General features: G+C 45.2%; 17 protein-coding genes and 1 pseudogene. 15 read left to right on the plus strand and 3 right to left on the minus strand.

Features of this window, described 5'->3' with window-relative positions; translation table 11 throughout:
• From AACR11_RS22795 to purF, 7 genes and pseudogenes are all read left to right on the plus strand, one after another.
• Positions 1-1,393: pseudogene (locus AACR11_RS22795) on the plus strand (FimV/HubP family polar landmark protein); the annotation flags it as partial.
• 87 nt (positions 1,394-1,480) lie between these two features.
• A complete protein-coding gene (gene truA / locus AACR11_RS22800; protein WP_005452100.1) occupies positions 1,481-2,275 on the plus strand; it encodes a tRNA pseudouridine(38-40) synthase TruA in 795 nt (264 codons plus the stop codon).
• Between the two features lie 196 nt (positions 2,276-2,471).
• The gene (gene accD, locus AACR11_RS22805) at positions 2,472-3,398 is read left to right on the plus strand and encodes an acetyl-CoA carboxylase, carboxyltransferase subunit beta (protein WP_005452095.1); all 927 of its coding nucleotides are present in this window, start codon (positions 2,472-2,474) and stop codon (positions 3,396-3,398) included.
• Between the two features lie 46 nt (positions 3,399-3,444).
• Positions 3,445-4,707 (plus strand): bifunctional tetrahydrofolate synthase/dihydrofolate synthase, encoded by a 1,263-nt coding sequence (gene folC, locus AACR11_RS22810; protein ID WP_029790292.1) that lies wholly within the window; start codon positions 3,445-3,447, stop codon positions 4,705-4,707.
• Positions 4,708-4,721: 14 nt separating this feature from the next.
• Positions 4,722-5,318, plus strand: coding sequence for an SPOR domain-containing protein (locus AACR11_RS22815; protein WP_005452093.1), 597 nt, complete (start codon positions 4,722-4,724; stop codon positions 5,316-5,318).
• Between the two features lie 61 nt (positions 5,319-5,379).
• On the plus strand, positions 5,380-5,871 hold the full coding sequence (locus AACR11_RS22820; RefSeq protein ID WP_005432921.1) for a CvpA family protein: 492 nt from the start codon (positions 5,380-5,382) through the stop codon (positions 5,869-5,871).
• Positions 5,872-5,907: 36 nt separating this feature from the next.
• Positions 5,908-7,422: an amidophosphoribosyltransferase gene (gene purF, locus AACR11_RS22825; RefSeq protein ID WP_009698549.1), complete on the plus strand. Its 1,515-nt coding sequence runs from the start codon at positions 5,908-5,910 to the stop codon at positions 7,420-7,422.
• Between the two features lie 75 nt (positions 7,423-7,497).
• Here purF and AACR11_RS22830 read toward each other — a convergent pair whose 3' ends face one another.
• Positions 7,498-8,373: a LysR family transcriptional regulator gene (locus tag AACR11_RS22830; protein ID WP_005452091.1), complete on the minus strand. Its 876-nt coding sequence runs from the start codon at positions 8,371-8,373 to the stop codon at positions 7,498-7,500.
• A 284-nt stretch (positions 8,374-8,657) separates the two neighbouring features.
• Between AACR11_RS22830 and AACR11_RS22835 the strand changes: the two genes are divergently transcribed.
• From AACR11_RS22835 to recR, 7 genes are all read left to right on the plus strand, one after another.
• Positions 8,658-9,764, plus strand: coding sequence for a response regulator (locus AACR11_RS22835; RefSeq protein WP_029790293.1), 1,107 nt, complete (start codon positions 8,658-8,660; stop codon positions 9,762-9,764).
• A gap of 227 nt (positions 9,765-9,991) precedes the next feature.
• Positions 9,992-10,123, plus strand: a complete 132-nt coding sequence (locus AACR11_RS22840) for a hypothetical protein (RefSeq protein WP_005452089.1) — start codon at positions 9,992-9,994, stop codon at positions 10,121-10,123.
• 15 nt (positions 10,124-10,138) lie between these two features.
• Complete coding sequence (locus tag AACR11_RS22845) at positions 10,139-10,543, plus strand: YbaN family protein (RefSeq protein WP_005452088.1); 405 nt, start codon at positions 10,139-10,141, stop codon at positions 10,541-10,543.
• A gap of 166 nt (positions 10,544-10,709) precedes the next feature.
• The gene (gene apt, locus AACR11_RS22850; RefSeq protein WP_005452085.1) at positions 10,710-11,255 is read left to right on the plus strand and encodes an adenine phosphoribosyltransferase; all 546 of its coding nucleotides are present in this window, start codon (positions 10,710-10,712) and stop codon (positions 11,253-11,255) included.
• Between the two features lie 8 nt (positions 11,256-11,263).
• The gene (gene dnaX, locus AACR11_RS22855) at positions 11,264-13,438 is read left to right on the plus strand and encodes a DNA polymerase III subunit gamma/tau (RefSeq protein WP_029790294.1); all 2,175 of its coding nucleotides are present in this window, start codon (positions 11,264-11,266) and stop codon (positions 13,436-13,438) included.
• Between the two features lie 82 nt (positions 13,439-13,520).
• Entirely contained in the window at positions 13,521-13,850 is a 330-nt protein-coding gene (locus tag AACR11_RS22860; RefSeq protein ID WP_005432961.1) for a YbaB/EbfC family nucleoid-associated protein, read from the plus strand.
• Positions 13,851-13,880: 30 nt separating this feature from the next.
• A complete protein-coding gene (recR, locus tag AACR11_RS22865; protein ID WP_005452082.1) occupies positions 13,881-14,480 on the plus strand; it encodes a recombination mediator RecR in 600 nt (199 codons plus the stop codon).
• 53 nt (positions 14,481-14,533) lie between these two features.
• Here the strand turns inward: recR and aqpZ are convergent, their stop codons facing one another.
• Both aqpZ and AACR11_RS22875 read right to left on the minus strand, forming a co-directional pair.
• Positions 14,534-15,232, minus strand: coding sequence for an aquaporin Z (aqpZ, locus tag AACR11_RS22870; RefSeq protein WP_009698545.1), 699 nt, complete (start codon positions 15,230-15,232; stop codon positions 14,534-14,536).
• A 203-nt stretch (positions 15,233-15,435) separates the two neighbouring features.
• Positions 15,436-16,695 carry an amino acid permease gene (locus AACR11_RS22875; RefSeq protein ID WP_005452078.1) on the minus strand — a complete coding sequence of 420 codons (1,260 nt, stop codon included), beginning with the start codon at positions 16,693-16,695 and terminating at the stop codon, positions 15,436-15,438.
• Positions 16,696-17,010: 315 nt separating this feature from the next.
• Between AACR11_RS22875 and AACR11_RS22880 the strand changes: the two genes are divergently transcribed.
• A complete protein-coding gene (locus AACR11_RS22880) occupies positions 17,011-17,391 on the plus strand; it encodes a RidA family protein (protein WP_005452076.1) in 381 nt (126 codons plus the stop codon).
• Position 17,392 lies beyond the last annotated feature (1 nt).

The following is a 17,392-nucleotide window of genomic DNA, read 5'->3' on the forward strand; positions in this document are numbered from 1 at the left end:
AGAAGATGCGCTAGCGTCAATGGCAGAGGAGCCAGCGCTAACAGAATCTGAAATGGCTGAGCCTGAAGCACCAGTTGCGGACGCAGAAGAAGAGTTTAACTTCGACGACTTAGAGCTTCCTGAGTTCAGCGAAGAAGATGCGCTGGCGTCAATGGCAGAGGAGCCAGCGCTAACAGAATCGGAAACAGCCGATGTCGAAGCACCAGTTGCGGAAGCAGAAGAAGAGTTTAACTTCGACGACTTAGAGCTTCCTGAATTCAGCGAAGAAGATGCGCTAGCGTCAATGGCAGAAGAGCCAGCGCTAACAGGATCGGAAATGGCTGAGCCTGAAGCACCAGTTGCGGACGCAGAAGAAGACTAACAGAATCGGAAACAGCCGATCTTGAAGCGCCAGTTGCGGAAGCAGAAGAAGAGTTCAACTTCGACGACTTAGAGCTTATTCAGCGAAGAAGATGCGTTAGCGTCAATGGCAGATGAGCCAGCGCTAACAGAATCGGAAACAGCCGATGTTGAAGCGTCAGTTGCGGAAGCAGAAGAAGAGTTCAACTTCGACGACTTAGAGCTTCCTGAATTCAGCGAAGAAGATGCGCTAGCATCAATGGCAGAAGAACCATCAACTGCTGAATCTGACACTATTAGTCCAGAAGCATCGAATGAGCGCTTAGAAACGCCTCAGCCAGTGTTGCAAGCTGATAATGACCACGATGCTTTGTTCGAAGTCTTTGCGCAACCAGAAGCTTTCAGTGCCGATGTGGAGCCAGAAGCGAACAATGCCTTTGAGTCAGAGTTAAATGACTTCGAAGAATCAGCGATGGCGAACCTGTTATCGGAAAATGCTGAATCCGAGGTCTTTGATGGCAAGCTAGATAGTGACACGATTGCAAGCGCTGGTATGGACTTCGAGACTATGCTGGATGTTGGTGATGACTGGGACGGCTTTAAACTGTCGCCAGAAAGCACTTCATCAGCAACAGAGGTACCAGAAGATCAGCGTGAAGTATGGAGTTCGTCTGACGCGTTAGCACAGCCAGAAATCGCGCAAGAAAACTGGGGTGAGCAAGAAGACTTAACGGACTTTGATCCTAAGAAGAATCAATTCATGACGATTGATGAGTTGATGGCGCAAGTGGATAAAGACGGTGGCGAGTTTGAAGAGCAAGATCTCAAACTCGATGTGGGTCTGAACGAATTTCCTGACGTGATTGGTGATATTGGCGATGTCGATGTAGATACCAATGCAGAAGCTGCAGGTAAGCTGGATCTCGCAAAAATCTACCTTGAGATGAACGATCCTCAAGGCGCGATTAAGTTGCTAGAAGAAGCGATTGTCTACGGAGAAGATGATATTCGCCGAGAGGCTAAAAACCTTATCGATACGATTAACGGTCGGTAACTAAAAGGGCAGCAAACGCTGCCCTTTTTGTATCTGGAAGGACTTACGTATATACTTCCCGCCCCATTTTAGAGTTCGAAGGTTAAAATGAGAATCGCATTAGGTATCGAATACAACGGTACAAACTACTTTGGCTGGCAACGTCAAAGAGAAGTGAAAAGCGTCCAAGAAGAGCTAGAAAAAGCATTGTCTGTGGTAGCGAATCACCCTGTTGAAGTTCAGTGTGCAGGTCGTACAGACGCTGGTGTGCATGGCACTGGTCAGGTTGTTCACTTTGACACCAACGTGAGTCGTAAAATGGTGGCTTGGACTATGGGTGCAAATGCAAACATGCCAAGTGATATCGCTGTCCGCTGGGCAGTGGAAGTGAACGATGACTTTCATGCTCGATTCTCTGCAACTGCGCGTCGTTATCGCTACATCATCTTCAATCATGCACTGCGTCCAGGTATTTTGAATTCTGGGGTGAGCCACTACCATGGTGAACTTGACGAGAAGAAAATGCATGAAGCAGGGCAGTATCTATTGGGTGAGAACGACTTTAGCTCATTCCGTGCTGCGCATTGCCAATCATTGAGCCCATTCCGTAACTTGATGCACCTTAACGTAACTCGCCATGGTGACTACATCGTGATTGATATCAAAGCCAATGCATTTGTTCATCATATGGTGCGCAACATCACCGGTAGCTTGATCAAAGTGGGTCGTGGTGAAGAAAAACCAGAATGGATAAAATGGCTACTAGAAGCGAAAGACCGTAAATTAGCAGGCGCGACCGCCAAAGCTGAAGGCTTATATCTGGTGGATGTGGACTACCCAGAAGAGTTTGGATTGCCACGTGTGCCGATCGGTCCGTTGTTTTTGCCAGATAATTTGAACTAAATTTGCGATTTTGTTTCAAAATATCGGTACTTTAGGCTGGATACGTGCTGAAACTGTGCGTTATTAATGATATCAAAAATAGGTACAACCAGTTTTTTATCTACAGTCGCGGCAAGATATGTTTTAATCCATCCGCAATATTCCCGAATTTATATCTTTCGCAATGAAGCGGAAGAGTTGAGAGAAAAGGTCTTCCATGAGTTGGCTTGAAAAGATTTTAGAGAAAAGCAACCTAGTAAGTTCACGTAAAGCTTCTATTCCTGAAGGCGTGTGGACCAAATGTACTTCTTGTGAGCAGGTTTTATACCACGCTGAGCTTGAGCGTAACCTAGAAGTTTGTCCTAAGTGTAACCATCACATGCGTATGAAAGCGCGCCGTCGTCTAGAAACATTCCTAGATGAAGGTAACCGTGTGGAACTTGGTACTGAGCTTGAGCCGCAAGATAAACTGAAGTTTAAAGATTCTAAACGCTACAAAGAGCGTATCTCTGCTGCACAAAAGAGCAGTGGTGAGAAAGATGCACTGATCGTAATGCAAGGTGAATTGTTGGGCATGCCACTAGTGGCGTGTGCTTTTGAGTTCTCTTTCATGGGCGGTTCAATGGGTTCTGTTGTTGGTGCGCGCTTTGTAAAAGCAGTAGAAGCAGCAATTGAAAACAACTGTGCACTTGTTTGTTTCTCAGCAAGTGGTGGTGCGCGTATGCAGGAGGCGTTGATGTCTCTAATGCAAATGGCGAAAACCAGTGCGGCACTTGAGCGTCTTTCTGAGAAAGGCTTGCCATTCATCTCTGTACTGACTGACCCAACAATGGGCGGTGTATCAGCAAGTTTGGCAATGCTAGGTGACATCAACATTGGTGAACCTAAAGCACTTATCGGCTTTGCTGGTCGCCGTGTAATTGAACAGACAGTACGTGAAGATCTTCCTGAAGGCTTCCAACGTAGCGAGTTCCTTCTTGAGCACGGTGCGATCGATATGATCGTTGACCGTCGTGAAATGCGTCAGCGTGTGGGTGGTCTAGTAGCTAAGCTAACTAACCACAAGTCTCCTATGGTGGTTTCGGTTAACGAATCTCCAAATGAAGAGCCATATTCTGTACCAGAAGCGGACGAAAAAGGGTAAAGTATCAACTAACATAAAAACCAAAGAAATTAATGGTTAAAGTTAGATGACCCAAAACTCTATTCCTCAAGCCACATCTCCTCTAACGATGTGGCTTGATTATTTAACAAATCTCCACACTTCAGCGATTGACCTTGGCTTAGACCGCGTTCAAGCGGTAGCGCAAAAGGCTAACCTTACCAAACCAGCTCCTACTGTGATTACTGTTGCCGGCACCAATGGCAAGGGCTCAACATGTGCGTTGATGGAAGCCATTCTATTAGATGCCGGTTACTCTGTCGGTGTTTACAGTTCACCACACCTGATTCGCTACAATGAGCGAGTACGTATCAATGGCGTCGATGCAGAAGATAGCAAACACTGTGAGGCGTTCGATTACATCGAAAAACAGCGCGGCGAGATAAGCCTAAGTTTGTTTGAATTTGGTACGTTAGCGGCACTTCGTATTTTCCAAGTTGAGAAAGTGGATGTGGTCCTGTTAGAAGTTGGTCTAGGTGGACGCTTAGACGCGACTAATGTGGTTGACCATGACGTGTCTGTTATCACTAGCTTGGCTATCGACCATGTTGATTGGCTGGGCGATGACATCAATGTGATTGGCTTCGAGAAAGCCGGTATTTACCGTGCGGGCAAACCTGCAATTTGTGGTCAGCCAACACCGCCGGCGACGGTTGCTGCCCATGCTGATGATATTCAAGCTGAGTTTTTCCAAGTCGGTATTCAATTTGATTACCAGATAACTGAGAAAGGTTGGAAGTGGAGCAGTGGCGCATTTGATTTAGAAGATCTGCCATTGCCATCTCTACCGTTACCGAATGCAGCAACAGCGTTAATGGCTCTCGGCGCGTCAGAATTGCAAATCACTGACATTAATATCGTTAATGGCTTGAATAATGCTCGCTTGGCTGGCCGAATGCAGGTTTTGCAAACGGGTCCGGAAATCGTCCTTGATGTTGCACACAACCTTCATTCAGCTGAATACTTGGTTGAGAAGGTGAAACGTCAATACGCGGATAAGAACATCCACGTTGTGGTTGCTATGCTGCACGATAAAGACATCAAAGCAACAATCGAAGCATTAACTCCAATTGCAACGCAATGGTATCCAGCATCGTTGACAGGTCCACGAGCAGCGACAGCAGGTGAACTTTGCCAATACTTACCTCAAGGTCAAGTTGAGTTCCAAGCTCCAGTAGAGGCGTTTGAGAGCGCGAAGACTCACGCAGCTCACGACGATGTCATTTTGGTGGTTGGTTCCTTCCATACTGTGGGCGAGGTGTTGGAGCATTGGCAATCAAATAATGAGTAATCAAAGGTAATTTGATGGCAAGTAAATTCCAAAGTCGTTTAGTCGGCACCATCATTCTAGTCGCGGTGGGGGTCATTGTGCTCCCTGACGTCCTAGATGGTAAGAAACTGCACTACAAAGAAGAGTTTGCCAGCATTCCTATCAAACCAGAACTTGATAGCGATGTGGAAAACTTTGAAATCTTGGAACCTGAAGAAGACAACGTTTCGTTACCAGAATCTCCGGTAACTGCGACGGTGGATGAATCTGAAGTGTCTCCAGTTGACGTTTCTGTACCAAAAACAGAGCCTGCTACTCAACCTGAACACGCGAACAAGCAGCCTGAAAAGGTAGAGGTCGCTGTTCGTCCGGTTGAAGAAAAAAATCAATATGAGGATTCGGCTTGGATCATTCAATTGATGGCACTGAAAAATCATGAGAATGCAGTTGCATTGGTAGAGGATTTACAGAAGCGCGGGTATCAAGCTCATGTAAAAAAAGAGAATACCTTTACTCGAGTAATTGTTGGTCCTGATGTATCAAAAAGTAAACTTGAACGACAGGTCAAGGAATTACAAAAAATTACAGGCTCAAAAGGTCAATTGCTTAAATTTAAGCCATTAAATCCATAAGAAAACGTTTGCGTCAGCATTTTTTCTGTTAAAATGCGCGCCAACTTAAGATGAAGAAAACATGAATTGGTTAGATTTTGTCATTTTAGGTGTGATCGGATTTTCAGCTCTGATCAGTTTAGTTCGCGGTTTTGCTAAAGAAGCTTTGTCTTTGGTGATTTGGTTCGGAGCATTTTTTATCTCCAGTAACTACTACGCCAAATTGGCGGTGTACTTCACCAACATCGAAGATGAAATGTTTCGAAACGGAGCCGCAATTGCGGCGTTATTCGTCGCAACCCTAGTGGTTGGTGCAGTGGTGAATTACGTCATTGGTCAACTGGTACAAAAAACAGGGCTATCAGGAACCGATCGAATTCTCGGTGTGGTGTTTGGTGGTTTACGCGGAGTACTGATTGTTTCTGCGGTGCTGTTTTTTATGGATGCGTTTACTGCATTCCCAAGCTCGGATTGGTGGAAAGAGTCACAGTTGGTCCCTGAGTTCAGCCGTATCATCGCCCCATTCTTCGAGCATTTAAAAGCAACATCAAGTTTTCTGTCTGGCACTATCTAGTAGTGCCAGCTACTGTCGCAAATCGAGGATTAGGACATGTGTGGTATTGTTGGAATCGTGGGCACAACGCCTGTAAACCAGTCTATTTATGACGCGTTAACGGTGTTACAGCATCGTGGCCAAGATGCCGCTGGTATTTGTACCATAGAAAGCAATCGTTTTCGTCTGCGCAAGGCGAACGGTTTAGTGAAGGATGTGTTCGAAGCAAGACACATGCAACGCTTGCAAGGTGAGGTGGGTATTGGTCATGTTCGTTACCCTACTGCAGGTAGCTCAAGCGCCTCAGAAGCTCAACCTTTCTACGTAAACTCTCCTTTCGGTATTACACTTGCCCACAACGGTAACCTGACAAATGCTCATGAAGTTCGTCAGAAGCTGTTTGAAAAAGACCGCCGCCATATCAACACCACTTCAGACTCAGAAGTGTTACTTAATGTACTGGCTCATGAAATCGACACCGTTAAAGGTAACGTGACTTCTGAAGACGTGTTCCGCGCGGTGACTAATGTGCATCGCACCATTCGCGGTGCATACGCAGTAACAGCGATGATCATTGGTCACGGTATGATTGCATTTCGTGACCCTCACGGCATTCGTCCTCTTTGTCTTGGCAAGCGAGAAGTAAACGGCAGAACAGAGTATATGGTGGCGTCAGAATCTGTCGCATTGGATGCTGTTGGCTTCGATTTTGTTCGCGACGTGGCGCCTGGTGAGGCAATTTACGCGACATTTGACGGTGAGCTATACACTAAGCAGTGTGCTGACAACCCTAAGCTGAACCCATGTATTTTTGAGTTCGTTTACTTTGCTCGTCCAGATTCATTCATCGATAAGATTTCAGTGTACAGTGCTCGTGTTGAAATGGGTAAGAAGCTCGGTGAGCGTATCAGCGAAGACTACGCAGATTTAGACATCGACGTGGTTATTCCTATTCCAGAAACATCTTGCGATATCGCACTGCAAATTGCTCAAGCGATTGATAAGCCATACCGCCAAGGTTTTGTGAAAAACCGTTACGTAGGTCGTACCTTTATCATGCCGGGACAACAGCAACGTAAGAAGTCGGTACGTCGCAAGCTCAATGCGATCCGCTCTGAGTTCAAGGGCAAAAATGTCCTGCTAGTCGATGACTCTATCGTACGTGGTACGACTTCAGAGCAGATCATTGAGATGGCTCGTGATTCCGGTGCGAACAAAGTGTTTATGGTTTCTGCCGCGCCAGAAGTTCGTTTCCCGAATGTTTACGGTATCGACATGCCAAGCGCGACAGAACTGATTGCTCATGGACGCGATAACGAGACCATCTGCAAGCAAATCGGTGCGGATGCTCTGATTTATCAACGTCTCGATGATTTAGTCGAGGCAGTTGGTCTTGGTAACCAAGATATCACTACGTTTGATACATCCGTATTTAACGGTGAGTACGTAACGGGTGATATTGACCAGCAATATCTGGATTTCCTTGATGGTCTGCGCAACGATGATGCGAAAACACAGCGCGAAATCCAGCAAGACCTAGCAAACTTAGAGTTGCACAACGAAGGCGCTTAAATCGCACTTCTCAAGAGATAAAAAAACCAGAGCTTCGGCTCTGGTTTTTGTTTTCTATCGGCTTATGTTTTTAGCTTAGTGAATGTTGTAAGCAATCACGAAGTCGATGAATAAGCGTACCTTTTCAGGTAAGTGGTCTTTGTGGTTGTAGAGCATGTAGATGTCACGCGGGTTTGCGCTCCAATCTGGTAGTACGCGCACAAGATCGCCGCTTTCGATGTACTCTTTGATCATCACGTCAGGCATCAAAGTAATGCCTAAACCTTCTGAACAAGAGCTACGAACCACGTTAAGTGCGTTTGCTTGAAAACGACCGCGCTCTACGTTCACCACAGACTCTCCTTTGCTGTTAATCAGTGTCCACTTGATAAGCGGTGAGCCTTTTAGCAAAGAGTGGTTAGAAAGCTCCTCAGCGTGATTTGGAGCTGGGTTCGCCGTTAAGTAGTCAGGGCTTGCAACCAAAATATCTTTTACTTCACCAATTTTGCGTGCAATCAGACTTGAATCACGTTGCGGACCAACACGGAAGATCACGTCCCATTCGGTCGGATCAAGTTGATCCGCATTGCTTTCCGTCGTCAACTCAATGTTGATATCTGGGTACTGCTTCATGAACGAATTGAACATTGGCATCATCATGCGCTTCGTCAGATTGTACGGCGCAGAAATTTTGATTTTGCCCGATGCACCGCGGCAGTCATCCGTAATTTCCTCAGCTGTCGAGGTTAGGCGTTGCAGCAGAGGTGAGCATTCATGGTAAAAGCGTTCTCCAGCTTCAGTGAGAGAAAGCTTACGCGCATGACGGTTCAGCAATCGAAGATTGACAGAGTCTTCTAGCGCTTGAATGCGTCGGGTGATGGTTGCCACCGGAATCATGGTTTTTCGCGAAGTTGCGGTATAGCTCCCATTTTCGACAACCAATCGAAACAGGTTTAGATCATCTAATTTCATATTTCCAGACACATTAAATTACCGTTTATGGCTAATTTATAATTAACTTTGTGATCAAAGTTTGCTTTAAGTCAACATGTTGCACCATTTGAACACAGCAGGACGCTCTTAGTAAATACTGATAAACCATGGAATATTTGTATAAACGTCAATTTAAGGCTACGGTTTATAACAAGGTGAAAGGGCCTGACGTCTTGCTGCACAACGTTTTGTAAGATGTGAATACAACAAAAATAATAACGTATAAATTTGTTTTTTGACTGAGCTTTGTGAGGTGCAAAGGTATGTTTAAGACTCACGGTCAAACGGCAATGGTCTCGGCGCAGGAAGTGGTCAATCACAAGCTCATCATGTTGGTGGACGATGACCCCATATTTCGTAGAGTAACTAGTGTCTATTTAGAAAGTCAGGGTTACAAGGTAGTAGAAGCTGAAAACGGTTTAGAAGCACTGCAGCAATTGCGTGAGTGCGAGCCTGACCTTGTCTTATGCGACTTATCCATGCCCGTTTTAGACGGAATCGAGTTTGTGGAGGAAGTAAGCCTAGAATATCCATCGATGCCATTGATCGTGGTGTCAGGTACAGACGAAATGTCTGACGTGGCAAAAGCGCTTCGATTTGGTATCAAAGACTTCCTACCAAAACCTATTGGAAATTATCACCATCTCTCTCAAGCGATTGACAATACGCTGGAAGATTCGGACTGCCACTTTGCTGAACAACGAGATTTTTCGAGCCAGTGGTTCCGAGTTGATGATGGTGGAGAGATGCCAGATGACCAAGAGCTTCATTGGCATCTTGAGTATCTACAGCAAAACCCGAATGCAGCGCGTGATTTGTTGCACGCTCTATTGCCTGAGAAAGACACCTCTCAGGGAGATTGGAAGTGCTCGTACCGATTACTGCAATCGACAGACGTGATGCCATTGGTGTTTGACTACCGATGGTTAATGAACGGGCAATTTGCTTTCTACCTTGTGGATTCGGCTTCACTGCAGCAAGACGGCGTAGCAACCACATTACTGGTGAGAGCTCTGTTTGATGATTATCTACGCAACTTAAAAAGCTTTAGTGCCGATCTTAAAGACATGGTTGAGATCATTGAAAAGGGCATACAATGTTCAGAGTGTGCAGGTGCAGTAAATGCAGTGTTCGGCGTGGCTGATTTAGCATCATCGTCAGTCTCTATATTGCCGGCAGGTCTGGACAGCCAGTGGTCTGATGGACACGTTAATCAACACATCGCGGCCGGCAATCGTCTTGGTGATGGTAGTATGAAGAATTTTATTACCCGCGAACTTCCAATTACCACAGGTGGACAGCTTTCAATTGGCTGCTTAGGGACCTCAAGCTTTAGCCTAAACATTGTACGATTGAATCGTTTAATGTAATGAATTCAGAAATTCACGAGCAGCACTCATGTGCTGCTTTTTTTATTGTTTAAAATCCTATATCTTATTAATAATCATTCTCACAATAGCCTTACTTTTTGTTGGTGTTTAGCGTTTGCTGTTTAAGGTATAGTCAGCGCTTAAAACAATAATGACCCATTTGCGTAACGATAATTTAACGATATGTAATTGGGAGAAAGCTAAGTCAACAAGTGAGAAGAAGCATCATGGCAGACAAAGATTTTAAAGAGCCTTATAATATTTTTTACTTTTTAGGTTTCATTGCAGTTCTTTTGATCCCAACTTTACCTGCAACGCTAACCTGGATTCGCGTACTGAACGGTTACGCAGGTTTTTAATTAAACGATTGTTTTTTGGAGTCCACCATTCGTATTAAGCGTTACTTTTTCAATATTGCTGGTGGACTCTGCATGATACTTGGCATTGCTGGTATCGTCCTTCCATTACTTCCAACCACACCTTTTATTCTATTAGCCAGCGCCTGTTTTATGCGTGGTAGTCCTGCTTTTCATCGTTGGCTGCATGAGCATAAAACGTTCGGACCTATGCTAGAAAACTGGCACAAACACCGAGCGGTTACACGAAAAGTGAAGCAGCGTGGTGCTGTATTTATCGTGCTCAGTTTTACCGTATCTATTCTGGTTGCTCCCATTGTCTGGGTAAAAATTGCGCTTTTAGTGATGCTAATCGTTTTACTGAGCTGGTTTATGCGTCTACCTGTGACTGAGCTGGTTGCTGACCGAGAAGAAAATCACTAAGATTGTAGAGAATAGTGTGCCCGCTCTTCGAGTGGGCGTTTGTATTTTCAGCGCCTGTAACTTTTAAAATAATGAGTACGTCGCGCTGAAAACCTATTGTTTATTGCCCTCATATATACTGCGATAAGAACAGAGGGTGATGAGCCAATCTAAGTAAATCGGTATTATGACTACAGAAACAATTTCGCTGATCAAATCTAGCATCAAAAGCATCCAAGATTACCCAAAACCAGGCATTCTTTTCCGCGACGTAACTAGCCTACTGGAAGACGCAAAAGCGTACCAAGCAACGATTAACCTATTAGTTGAACGTTACAAAGACATGGGCTTCACGAAAGTGGTCGGCACAGAAGCTCGTGGTTTCCTATTTGGTGCGCCTCTAGCACTTGAACTGGGTGTGGGTTTTGTCCCTGTGCGTAAGCCAGGCAAACTACCTCGTCCTACTGTGGCTCAATCTTATGAGCTTGAGTACGGTGTGGATACGCTAGAGATTCATACTGATGCAATCGTAGAAGGCGATAAAGTATTGGTTGTTGACGATCTGCTAGCGACTGGCGGTACAATCGAAGCAACAACAAAACTGATCCGTCAGCTTGGCGGTGAATTAGAGCACGCTGCGTTCGTTATTAACCTACCAGAAATTGGTGGTGATAAGCGCCTAGAAGGTCTAGGTCTTAACGTATACAGCATTTGCGAGTTTGAAGGACACTAATACATTCAATGAGTTATTTAGCTTTAGCGCGAAAATGGCGTCCTAACAAGTTTGATCAAGTGGTTGGACAAAGTCATGTCTTAACTGCTCTGGAAAACGCGTTAGCGCAAAATCGCTTACACCATGCGTACCTATTCAGTGGCACGCGAGGCGTTGGTAAAACGTCAATTGGCCGCCTGTTTGCTAAGGGCTTGAACTGCGAAACAGGGATCACTGCTAACCCTTGTGGGAAATGTGATACTTGTCGTGAGATTGATGAGGGTCGCTTTGTAGACTTACTTGAAATCGACGCAGCTTCTCGTACTAAAGTTGAAGATACTCGTGAACTGTTAGACAACGTTCAATACAAACCCGCTCGCGGACGTTTTAAAGTGTACCTCATCGATGAGGTACACATGCTTTCGCGCCACTCTTTCAACGCGCTGTTAAAGACATTGGAAGAGCCGCCAGAGTATGTGAAGTTCTTGTTGGCAACGACAGATCCACAGAAACTGCCAGTGACGATTTTGTCACGTTGTTTGCAGTTCCATCTTAAGCCAATCAGTGTTGATGATATCCATCAGCAACTTGACCATATTTTGGAAAAAGAACAAGTCTCTGCAGACGCAAGAGCACTTGGCATGATCTCGCACGCTGCAGATGGCAGTATGCGCGATGCACTGAGCTTAACTGACCAAGCTATCGCCCTTGGTAACGGTACGATTCAAACTGACATCGTTAGCCATATGCTGGGTACGATTGATACAGACCAAGCTATCCATTTGCTGGAATCAATCAGTAGTAAGCAACCTCAACAAGTGATGGATAAAATCCAACTACTCGCATCAAATGGTGTAGAGTGGGATGGGTTACTACAGCAATTAGCTTCTCAGCTTCATCGTGTTGCGATGCACCAAGCTCTGCCTTCGACTTTGGACCAATCGCAGCCTGATGCTGAAAAAATTGAATTATTAAGTAAAGCTCTGACACCGCAAGATGTTCAGCTTTACTACCAGATCGCCTTGAAAGGTCGTGAAGACCTGACGATGTCACCAAATGGTCGCGTCGGCATGGAAATGATTGTATTGCGTATGATGGCATTCCGTCCGTCAGCAAATAACAACGCAAACGTAATTTCTACCTCATCGCAGCCTCAAGTCGCGCCGACTGCGACAGTGAGCCAACCACAAATTGCTCCACAGCAGCAATCACCTCAACTGCAGCCATCGAAGCAACAAACACCTGCAGCACAAGCGCCAATGCAGCAGATGCAAAGCCGCCCAGCGCAATCAGCGCCACAGCATGCAGCTTCTCAACCGATGAGCCAACCAGCGACGCAGAACGAAGCGCCACAGTATCAACCTGAGTATCAGGGTGGATACGATATGGCACCACCGCAATATGACATGGCTCCACCAATGAGTGAGAATCCTGCGCCAACGCAGCACGCTCCTCAACAGTCTCAGCCACAACAAAGTGCGCCTTCTCGCGGTAATTTGAGTGGTTTACGCCATCAATTGCGCTCACAGCGTCAAGGACAACAACAAGCAACGGCTCCGACTGGTGGTCCAAAAAAGCCTAAAGCGGCACCTGCACAAAAAGAATCGGTTATTGACCGTTTAGCGCAATTGCATGGCAATTCTGCGCAGGTGTCGCCTAAATCTACTCCTCAAGCTGAAAATCAAGAGCCAGAGGATGAGGCATACCGTTGGCGACCAACAAAACCGGTCGAAAAGAAAGCCAATACGGAACTGACACCGACGCAGCTCAAACAAGCGTTAGAACATGAAAAAACGCCAGAAATGGCGCAAAAGCTGGTGGATGAATCTCTAGAAAGAAGTGAATGGGCGAATCTAATTAGCCAAATGGACACACCTAAATTGGTGGAACAATTGGCTTTGAACTCGCACTTTGATAAAGAAGGTTCAACGGTTTCACTACAATTAAGAGGCAATCAAGCTCACCTCAACACCGATAGAGCGCAGAGCGAGTTATTAAATGCTCTCAATACAGTACTAGGGGAAGAGTGCCATTTAAGCATTGATGTCGGTGAAAATGGTGAAACCCCGCTAGAGTTAAGAGATAGGCTCTACCAAGAGAAATTACAACAGGCTCTGATCAGTTTAGAAAACGATCCACACGTACAGTTCATCGAACGTCGATTTACAGCAGAGCTTGATAAAGATAGTGTACGCCCTATCTAAAAATTGAACGGAATGGGGTTGAAAACGTAAAGTGATAACCCCATTAACAGATGCAACACCTAATTAAACCAGAGAGATAAACATGTTTGGTAAAGGCGGTATGGGCAACCTAATGAAGCAAGCCCAGCAAATGCAAGATCGCATGCAAAAGCTTCAAGAAGAAATCGCGAATATGGAAGTAACTGGCGAGTCTGGTGCTGGTCTAGTTAAAGTTACAATCACTGGCAGTCACAGTGTGCGTCGTGTAGAAATCGATGAAAGTCTGATGGAAGACGACAAAGAGATGCTAGAAGATCTAATCGCTGCAGCATTCAACGATGCAGCACGTCGCGTTGAAGAGACTCAAAAAGAGAAAATGGCTTCTGTAACTGGCGGTATGCAACTACCACCAGGTATGAAAATGCCATTCTAATCTGCTGAATTCTAACTAAGCGGATTTTCAATGCGTACCAGTCATATGCTGGAACAATTGATGGAGGCCTTACGTTGTCTACCTGGGGTAGGTCCCAAGTCGGCGCAACGTATGGCCTTTCACTTGTTACAGCGTGATAGAAAAGGCGGTCTGCAACTAGCAGACGCGCTGAGCCAAGCAATGACAGAAATCGGTCATTGCACCGAGTGTCGTACCTTCACTGAAGAAGAAGTTTGTCATATTTGTACTAACCCAAAACGCCAAGAAAACGGTCAAATTTGTGTAGTAGAAAGCCCGGCAGACATCGCTGCAGTAGAAGCGACCGGTCAATACTCAGGTCGATACTTTGTACTTATGGGGCACTTATCACCGCTGGACGGAATTGGTCCAAGTGATATTGGTCTTGATGTTCTTGACTACCGTCTGCGCCGAGGTGATATTTCTGAAGTGATCCTTGCTACCAACCCTACGGTAGAAGGGGAAGCAACAGCACACTACATTGCAGAATTATGTAAAGAACACCAAGTCGACGCCAGCCGCATCGCACATGGTGTACCTGTAGGTGGTGAGCTTGAACTCGTAGATGGGACAACCTTGTCACACTCACTCTTAGGTCGACACAAGATTTAATAAAAAAGCCGCTGAATTCAGCGGCTTTTTTGATCTTGCGGTTTGATAATCAATTAGTCGTTTGATTCTACACCTAGAAGATTCTTATAGATAAGCGCACCTAAGATACCACCAACAATTGGTGCTACCCAGAATAGCCAAAGCTGAGAAACTGCCCAATCGCCAACAAATACGGCAACACCAGTACTACGCGCAGGGTTAACGGACGTATTCGTTACAGGGATACTGATCAAGTGAATCAGGGTTAAACATAGACCAATCGCGATAGGTGCAAATCCCTGAGGAGCACGTTTGTCGGTCGCGCCCATGATCACGATAAGGAACATCATTGTCATCACAACTTCTGTTACAAGTGCTGCTACCATTGAGTACTGACCTGGAGAATGTTCACCGTAGCCATTTGATGCGAAGCCAGAACCAACTACATCAAAGCCAGCTTGACCTGTTGCAATAACGTAGAGCACACCGCCTGCAATCACGCCACCAATCACTTGTGCGATGATATAAGGGATAACGTCTTTGGTATCAAAACGACCGCCAGCCCATAAACCGACTGTTACAGCTGGGTTTAAATGACAACCTGAGATATGACCAATCGCAAATGCCATGGTGAGTACGGTTAAGCCGAACGCAAGAGAAACACCTAGTAGACCGATGCCAATATCTGGAAAGCCCGCAGCTAATACCGCACTGCCGCAACCACCAAGCACTAACCAAAAAGTACCAAAAACCTCTGCCATGTATTTATTCATGTTGTTTCCTATTTCGGATTTAGATTACCCGCTGAACATAGTAGAGAATTGTCAGAAAAGTGTGATTCGAAGCACGGAAATTAAGCGAATGACCAGATCGGCGGGTTTTTGTCTCAGATATGAAACGAAATACTCTATGAAGTGGAAACGTAGAGAACCTCGGTCATCATCATGAAGACGAATAACCGAGGTGAGAGGAAGGGTTAACTAAATGCGATGAAAGGTGAGATACACAGTAGAATACCTGTCGCAATGATTAGGTAGAGTGAAGCACCTTTGTATTTATGCAGTGAAGGAACTTGATACACCAAGTACGCAGGGATCAAACAACCAATCAAACCAAAGATCGGGCTACATATTGAAGTAAAACTCAATACTGGCAAGTTCAACACGATAGCGCCCCAAGCCATCAAAATAGCAAATAGAATGATGCCTTTGGTTACCAAATTACGGTTAATCTGCTCTTCAGGCATGACTTTCTTAAGAGCGAGCATTGCAAGACCTTGGCAAGAATCGCGGAACCCTAGGTACACCCCAAAGAACGCCGTCATAACAGAGAAAATGTTCAACATTAAGCTAAGCAATTTCAATGTTGTCCCGTCCATGCCCTGTGCGACCATCGCTAATGCGGAGATGTTCTCTTCAGCTGCTTTTACTGCTTGATCGTGAGACATCGCAAGGGTGAATGAGATTGCATAGAAGAACACGGTGACAAACAGAATACCGAAAGCAATCTTCATCGCACGCATCGCTTTAAAACGCGCAACCTCAATTGATTTCTCTTTAGAGCGGTAAGAGATAACCATTGGGCTCAAGCTTTGAATAAACAAGATTGAGGTAAGAGTGAAGGGCAATAGTTCAATGGCGTCTTTCAAACCTGCACCTGCCGCAGGTACAGAGCCGACGTTAGCAAAGTCCCACTTTTCAATCATCATCACGCCAAGTAAGGCAACGGTACATAACTTGATCAAAACCAGACCAGTGCTCACTTTAAATAAGATCTTTTCACCACGTGACGCGATGGCCACTAAAGCACAAACTAAAGCAAGACCATACAGCGGGTTTTCCGACAATAGCCCCTTAGTGATGCCAAAGCTATGTAGGAAAGAGGCTGAGTCATTGTTGATTGCTGTGGAGTAAACGAACACCCAAATCACCAGCATGATGAAGTAGAGTATCCCCAACAGAGCCCCCCATTTATTTCCTAGGTACCCTGAAATGACACCAGCGTAGTCTTGGCATTTTGGTGACGTCGATAAGGTGTTAATGAATAATCGTTGGAATAAGTACATGGCAGGGTAACCAATAACTGCCGAAGCAAGGAATACCCAGATGCCCAGTACACCAACTTTTACAGGAAGAAAAACAATACCAGCACCGATTGCCATGCCGATACTCATGATCACCCAACCCCAGTCTGTGCTGTCAAACTTGGTTGCGGCTTTCCATTCTTCTACGGTCATTCCCGCCTTAACGTGAGGCGGCTCTTTGGTTATTGGAAGAGTTTGTGTAGGTACAGTAACGCTCATTGTCGTTGTCTCTTTGTTAGTATGAATTTTTCTCAAATCTATTTGAGAAAAAGAACAACAACAATTTTTTTGTGGAAAATTCAGATAAATTTGAGATCTCGGCAAAAATACTCAATAAAATCTGAAAAAAGATCGATTTATGTGATCTGAAGTAGTTGTTGTATTCGCATATAGTTGAAAGAATAGCTTTGAAATGAAAACTTACTTAAGAGTTTTCTTATTAAAACTAAAAATTATGTGAGGATTAAAATGAAAGAATTGATTACTTCAGAGCACGCTCCAGCTGCTATTGGCCCTTATTCGCACGGCACTGCTTACGGAGACTTGATTTTTACGTCTGGTCAACTGCCAGTTGATAGTGCAGTAGGCAAAGTAGTTGAGGGGGGCATTACTGCTCAGAGTCATCAATCTTTGACGAACCTAAAACACGTCTTAGAAGCAGGCGGTGGCAGCATTGACACTGTTTTGAAAACAACTTGTTATTTGGCGAACATCAGTGACTTTGCTGAGTTTAACAAAGTCTATGCTGAGTTCTTTAATAAAGAGTGTCCTGCGCGCAGCTGCTTTGCGGTAAAAGATCTTCCGCTAGGCGTATTGATTGAAGTTGAAGCGATTGCTTGCAAAAAGTAAT

The organism is Vibrio sp. L85 (assembly GCF_963871815.1).
Classification (GTDB): Bacteria; Pseudomonadota; Gammaproteobacteria; order Enterobacterales; family Vibrionaceae; genus Vibrio; species Vibrio harveyi.

Excerpts from the sequence above, each read along its gene's own strand:
- truA (WP_005452100.1), top strand. The coding sequence starts at position 1,481 with ATGAGAATCGCATTAGGTATCGAATACAACGGTACAAACTACTTTGGC.
- accD (WP_005452095.1), top strand. The coding sequence starts at position 2,472 with ATGAGTTGGCTTGAAAAGATTTTAGAGAAAAGCAACCTAGTAAGTTCA.
- folC (WP_029790292.1), top strand. The coding sequence starts at position 3,445 with ATGACCCAAAACTCTATTCCTCAAGCCACATCTCCTCTAACGATGTGG.
- AACR11_RS22815 (WP_005452093.1), top strand. The coding sequence starts at position 4,722 with ATGGCAAGTAAATTCCAAAGTCGTTTAGTCGGCACCATCATTCTAGTC.
- AACR11_RS22820 (WP_005432921.1), top strand. The coding sequence starts at position 5,380 with ATGAATTGGTTAGATTTTGTCATTTTAGGTGTGATCGGATTTTCAGCT.
- purF (WP_009698549.1), top strand. The coding sequence starts at position 5,908 with ATGTGTGGTATTGTTGGAATCGTGGGCACAACGCCTGTAAACCAGTCT.
- AACR11_RS22830 (WP_005452091.1), bottom strand. The coding sequence starts at position 8,373 with ATGAAATTAGATGATCTAAACCTGTTTCGATTGGTTGTCGAAAATGGG.
- AACR11_RS22835 (WP_029790293.1), top strand. The coding sequence starts at position 8,658 with ATGTTTAAGACTCACGGTCAAACGGCAATGGTCTCGGCGCAGGAAGTG.
- AACR11_RS22840 (WP_005452089.1), top strand. The coding sequence starts at position 9,992 with ATGGCAGACAAAGATTTTAAAGAGCCTTATAATATTTTTTACTTTTTA.
- apt (WP_005452085.1), top strand. The coding sequence starts at position 10,710 with ATGACTACAGAAACAATTTCGCTGATCAAATCTAGCATCAAAAGCATC.
- dnaX (WP_029790294.1), top strand. The coding sequence starts at position 11,264 with ATGAGTTATTTAGCTTTAGCGCGAAAATGGCGTCCTAACAAGTTTGAT.
- AACR11_RS22860 (WP_005432961.1), top strand. The coding sequence starts at position 13,521 with ATGTTTGGTAAAGGCGGTATGGGCAACCTAATGAAGCAAGCCCAGCAA.
- recR (WP_005452082.1), top strand. The coding sequence starts at position 13,881 with ATGCGTACCAGTCATATGCTGGAACAATTGATGGAGGCCTTACGTTGT.
- aqpZ (WP_009698545.1), bottom strand. The coding sequence starts at position 15,232 with ATGAATAAATACATGGCAGAGGTTTTTGGTACTTTTTGGTTAGTGCTT.
- AACR11_RS22875 (WP_005452078.1), bottom strand. The coding sequence starts at position 16,695 with ATGACCGTAGAAGAATGGAAAGCCGCAACCAAGTTTGACAGCACAGAC.
- AACR11_RS22880 (WP_005452076.1), top strand. The coding sequence starts at position 17,011 with ATGAAAGAATTGATTACTTCAGAGCACGCTCCAGCTGCTATTGGCCCT.